The 4,749-nt window shown below is 42.1% G+C and carries 7 protein-coding genes; 2 read left to right on the forward strand and 5 right to left on the reverse strand.

The window, feature by feature from the left end; translation table 11 throughout:
• Positions 1-127 precede the first annotated feature (127 nt).
• Positions 128-271, reverse strand: coding sequence for a hypothetical protein (locus H6G86_RS37740; RefSeq protein WP_190938667.1), 144 nt, complete (start codon positions 269-271; stop codon positions 128-130).
• Positions 272-485: 214 nt separating this feature from the next.
• Here H6G86_RS37740 and H6G86_RS37745 point away from each other — a divergent pair, with 214 nt between their 5' ends.
• A complete protein-coding gene (locus H6G86_RS37745) occupies positions 486-728 on the forward strand; it encodes a hypothetical protein (RefSeq protein ID WP_190938668.1) in 243 nt (80 codons plus the stop codon).
• Here H6G86_RS37745 and H6G86_RS37750 read toward each other — a convergent pair.
• Positions 722-979, reverse strand: coding sequence for a hypothetical protein (locus tag H6G86_RS37750; protein WP_190938669.1), 258 nt, complete (start codon positions 977-979; stop codon positions 722-724). The genes H6G86_RS37745 and H6G86_RS37750 overlap by 7 nt on opposite strands.
• 71 nt (positions 980-1,050) lie before the next feature.
• On the opposite strand from H6G86_RS37750, the gene H6G86_RS37755 reads away from it, so the two are divergent.
• Entirely contained in the window at positions 1,051-2,157 is a 1,107-nt protein-coding gene (locus H6G86_RS37755; RefSeq protein ID WP_190938670.1) for a pentapeptide repeat-containing protein, read from the forward strand.
• Between the two features lie 148 nt (positions 2,158-2,305).
• Here the strand turns inward: H6G86_RS37755 and H6G86_RS37760 are convergent, their stop codons facing one another.
• The 3 genes from H6G86_RS37760 to H6G86_RS37770 form a co-directional block, all read right to left on the reverse strand.
• Positions 2,306-2,623: a hypothetical protein gene (locus H6G86_RS37760; protein ID WP_190938671.1), complete on the reverse strand. Its 318-nt coding sequence runs from the start codon at positions 2,621-2,623 to the stop codon at positions 2,306-2,308.
• Positions 2,607-2,753: a hypothetical protein gene (locus H6G86_RS37765; protein ID WP_190938672.1), complete on the reverse strand. Its 147-nt coding sequence runs from the start codon at positions 2,751-2,753 to the stop codon at positions 2,607-2,609. The genes H6G86_RS37760 and H6G86_RS37765 overlap by 17 nt, the downstream gene beginning before the upstream one ends.
• A 430-nt stretch (positions 2,754-3,183) precedes the next feature.
• Positions 3,184-4,635, reverse strand: a complete 1,452-nt coding sequence (locus tag H6G86_RS37770) for a protelomerase family protein (RefSeq protein WP_277883720.1) — start codon at positions 4,633-4,635, stop codon at positions 3,184-3,186.
• Positions 4,636-4,749: the final 114 nt, after the last annotated feature.

A 4,749-nucleotide genomic window follows, 5' to 3' on the forward strand; every position in this document is an offset into this window, starting at 1 on the left:
TTTTAGTGATTACATTTAGCACTGCTTCAGATTGTGAAGTCCAGTAACCGAAGAGTAGCGGATGAGGGCGTAGATAGGCTGATATGAAGTCTAGCACATCTGGCGGATATTGGAGCGGATAGAGGGTCTACAAAGCCGAACATAGCGCTAGCACAGCACCTTTCTTTTGCTTGCCGCCGCTCTTAATACAGGCGGCGGGAGCAAATGAGTTGGCTTTTCGGTGACATACTGCATCTATTTTGTTCAGAGAATGGTAACAGGTTACTGCCATTGGCTATGGCGTTTGCCCAGTTGATGGTACTGACAATATACAGGTATCAAATTTTTGAAATTAGCTCATTTTTTCTGTGAAAAGGGGGATTTTGCGTGCTAATATACTTACTTTAGATATTAGTAGAACTCTGTTGACTGTTAATCCACTTAACAGACGTACTTGTTATACCATCATCTTGTTATATCAGGATTCATCAAGTTATTATAACAGGATGACCCGCGCTTTATCACAGTTTGTTTTTGTCCCGCGTCTACCAGCACATACAAAGCTTGCTATACAAGGGTTATACATCCTGTTAGGAAAACAGCATCTCACAGGATGTATAACAGGATGTGCCCAACCAATCTCACAGTTTGCCAAGTTATCACAAGTTACTTGGTTAATCAGCATCTGCAATGGTTTTATCGTTTTTGCATGGGAGTTCTCTATGGTTCTCAAGCATCACATTTATTGATTTAAATCGTATCTATCATAAGTTTTATTGATACATATTCGAGTAGTAAAATTGCACTGTTTTCCGCAGGTGCGATCGCACTCTGGGTAAATGCGATCGCTTCTGGGGATATGTCGGCGGGGTGGGTGGCGGCCGGGGTGGGCTGGGTGTGGGGTCGGGTCGGGGTGGTTAGGAACTGATAAACCGCTCCCTGATGCAGAAGTGGTTAGTGGCAACATGAAGCGGATAAATCTATCAATCGAAAAGTTCAATAAAGCTTTTGATAGAAGTTAAGCAAGATAAGTGTTTGGCAGTATAAGCATATTCGTTTTAGCAGACGCTTATGAGACGCTTTAATCGTTTAGGAAATTTATCATTATTAATTGATGAGATTTATAAACTGAAAACCTTCATTTTTATATATCGTCCCCAATTTTTTTTAACAATTAGTGTTATTGCTGTCATCCTTATTGGGTTGATTTGGAAGGTTCCGCAATTGCAAGTTAACAATATTACTGATGCCAAAGATCGTGGAACACTTGAGAATGCAAACCGTAGCACTTTGATTCAAGCAATCGGTGGACTCTTTTTCTTTGTAACTGCTTATTTTTCCTATCAAAATCTCAAAGTCACACAAGAAAAGCAAGTCACAGAACGCTTTGCTAAGGCAACTGAACAGTTAGGGAGTGAAAATATTCACGTTCGTTTGGGGGCAATTTATGCTCTTGAGAGAATTTCCAAAGATTCTGATAAGGACTACTGGCAGGTAATGGAAATTTTAACTGCTTATGTGCGCTCTCTCGCACCTTATCCACCTACAGAGAAAGCAGAAAATATAAAAAACCAGCCGCAAAGGTTAATTCTGCTAAACGTTTATCAGCAAGATGATCACCCACCTGCAACAGAGAGTCAAAAAGATATTCCTCCTATTAGAATCGATATTCAAGCGGTTTTGACTGTTATCTCTAGACGGGCTAAAAGCTATAACCAAGGTGAAAAATACCAGCTTGATTTCAGAAAAAGCAACCTCAGAGGTGCCAACTTCAGGGATGCCAACCTCATCGGTGCCAACCTTAGCCGTGCCTACCTCCGGAATGCCAACTTCAGGGATGCCTACCTCTGGGATGCCTACCTCTGGAAGGCCAACCTCAGTGGTGCCAACCTCTGGAATGCCAACTTCAGGGGTGCCAACCTCAGTGGTGCCAACCTCAGTGGTGCCAACCTCAGTAGTGCCAACCTCAGTGGTGCCAACCTCAGCCGTGCCGACCTCAGCCGTGCCTACCTCGGCGGTGCCGACCTCGGCGGTGCCAACCTCAGCAGTGTCCAAAACATAACTCCTGAGCAAGTTAAATTTGCCAAAAATTGGGAGGAAGCAGAATACGACAAAGAATTACGCTCCCAACTTGGTTTACCACCAGAAACTACTCCCCATATCCGATGTATTCGGTAGGGTAGGAAATAGGGATGAGTTCTAGAGTTAGCGACAGAGAACCCCAGTACCTTTCTGCCCCACGTAGCGAAGACACTGATTAATCTCAGCATTTTTTATTTAGAAAGTAAACCCGAAAAAGAAAAATCAATTATTCTGGCGCAAGAAGTTATTGAAATCGCATACCAGTTTCAACATCTGCCAATAGTTCAACAATATGCTGAAACTGCCATTCAAATTTTAGACATACATGGTTATAAGCTATAAGCTTTGACGTATGGTAGTGATATGCAAGTAGTGGTGAAATGAAATCTTTATACCGTAAGCTATTCTTATGTTGAATGTCGGGAAATACTTCTTTGACGACATCCAGGTGAAACAGTCTCACAGTAAGCATTAAGACCATACTACACAGGTAAAACGACATCCTGAAGAAGGAGGTTACATCATCGCCCCAATAGTTAGGCTTATTATTTTTCTGTGGCATAACTCTTATAACCGCGCTCCTTCTTTGGCTGATAGCCATAGCGATCGCTTGCCAACTTCAGTTTTAATATCTGAAAAATTAGCATAACTTTTAGAGTTTCAATTTCTGACCGCAAATAAAATCGCCTCATCTAATTGGGACTCCGCCGCGATCTCCTCCGGCATCTTTCTCTACTAAAATAATTTTTGACCCGAATAAATCATTTTTTCGTTTTAAATGCTCTGCGAAAATGGCTGAAATGAAAATAACCCAAAATAACCATAGTAAGTTACGGTTATTTTATTCTTTAATCGAAGAATTGTTGACAGCAAAAAATAGTGATTAAGAGCGCTAAGTTGTGGCTTAGTCTAGGCTTAGTCCAAGCTTAGTTTAGGAAACTTTCTTTCTTCAAAAACTGATTAAGAGCGCTTAGTTTAGGCTTAGTCTAGGCTTAGTCCAAGCTTAGTCTAGGCATAGTCTGGAGAAAATGTAGTTTGGCATACAATTTTGTTATTTAAAATCCACTAATTACATAAACTTAGTGGTGATTATGTAATTAGTTTGTAAGGGAAAAAATAACTTTAATTTCTCCCTGACTTAAAGCCTTCACCACTTAGAAATTCTTCATTTATCAACAACAGAATTTTATCTGTGTCCTTGCCCTTGTTGGCATAGCTGGCAGGGTTACTGGGGTCTTTCTTGTTCTCCATACCGAATTTCGCGTTATGGCTAATCACTTCATCCTTATGGGCTTCAATCCAATCGCGTACTAGTAAACCGTTACAGCCTGATAAATCCCTCAAAACTTGGTTAGTAATTGCTAGGCGATCGCCCTCTCCAGTTGCCACAGTATCGTTATACAAACAAATTGCCTGATAAGACCTGCGGATTTTTTCTATACCTGCCCCCGGTGCTTTGCTCCCCCACACCTCAGCATCAGTCTTGGCTTGCCAGTCAATCTCTTCTTTGATGGGTGCGACCTTAGCAGGGATAGACTTGGCGGCGGGGGCGATACCTTGCCCTTTAGTTACCTTGTTCACCACTTCAATAACTTTCTGTTCTAGCCAAGAATCTAACTCGGTGACATTTAGAGTAACTGTTTGGGGTTGCGATGCCGTGCTTTCCATTGCTGCTTTCTCCTCTTGTAATTGTTTGTTGGCTATATCTAATTGGTTATTGATATCTTCTAACTGGTTATTACTTTGGCGTAACTCTTTAATCTCTGTTTCTAATTGGGCTAATTTTTGCTGTGCTGACTGTAATTGCTTTGCAGTGTCCAATCGATTGTTAAATGACTCAAGCAAGTAGGTAATAGCTGATTGCTGGTTGGGTAAATTTAACTCCTCTTGCAAGTGGCGAATAGCTTCTAAATCTCTTGAACTAACCCGAACGTTTGAAAGTTTTTCTTTCTCTGGTGCATCGGGAAAGCCTACAGGCTTTGTAAGGTAGTAATCGGCATACCCCAAGGTGGTTACAAGATTTTGTAAATCTCGGTCAGTGGGAGCATCCTTAACAAAGTGACCGGCTAACCTAGCGGCGTGTAGCATTTTAGAACCCGTTGAACCCTGGCAATCTCTTTCTGTAGCCAGTGCTAAATATGCGGCTCGTAATGCTTTGCAGTTGTCTTGTTCTTCCCCGTGTCGAAAATTCAGAATTGGGGCCTTATCTCCCTTGTCCCCAAAATAACCACGAACTACCCGATTAAGCGAACCGTTACGGCGGCTATCAATAGCACGGTTTTGGGCTGAAAGGTCTGTAGGATTCTCGTTAGCCACCTCTGCCAAGAGTGCTTTAGTTGTTGGCTCCTTTCTTAACCAGTTCAATCGCTCAATGACGTAACTAGCAGGGTAAAGGGTAGCGATGGGGAATACTGGCTTATCGCCGCGCTTTTTACCTTGTCCGGTAAACATAACCTGATAGCTTTGACCCTCAACAGGTGCGAACTTAGCACGAGCCAGAATTTCATGAGGGCGGCGGCCAGTGGCAGCAATTAACCCCACTGCTACTTCATGCAAATCTTGGGATTCTAGCAGCTTACCTGTTACCGGGAGCTATGCGGTTTCGTCAGATCCAGTAAAAAACAAGCGATCACTAAATCATTTTCCCAGTAGTATAAATTTATTTATACTTTTTAAGCAGTATTAACA

The sequence above is a fragment of the Nostoc sp. FACHB-133 genome, assembly GCF_014698055.1.
Taxonomy (GTDB): Bacteria; Cyanobacteriota; Cyanobacteriia; order Cyanobacteriales; family Nostocaceae; genus Nostoc.

Excerpts from the sequence above, each read along its gene's own strand:
- H6G86_RS37740 (WP_190938667.1), bottom strand. The coding sequence starts at position 271 with ATGGCAGTAACCTGTTACCATTCTCTGAACAAAATAGATGCAGTATGT.
- H6G86_RS37745 (WP_190938668.1), top strand. The coding sequence starts at position 486 with ATGACCCGCGCTTTATCACAGTTTGTTTTTGTCCCGCGTCTACCAGCA.
- H6G86_RS37755 (WP_190938670.1), top strand. The coding sequence starts at position 1,051 with ATGAGACGCTTTAATCGTTTAGGAAATTTATCATTATTAATTGATGAG.
- H6G86_RS37760 (WP_190938671.1), bottom strand. The coding sequence starts at position 2,623 with ATGCCACAGAAAAATAATAAGCCTAACTATTGGGGCGATGATGTAACC.
- H6G86_RS37765 (WP_190938672.1), bottom strand. The coding sequence starts at position 2,753 with ATGAGGCGATTTTATTTGCGGTCAGAAATTGAAACTCTAAAAGTTATG.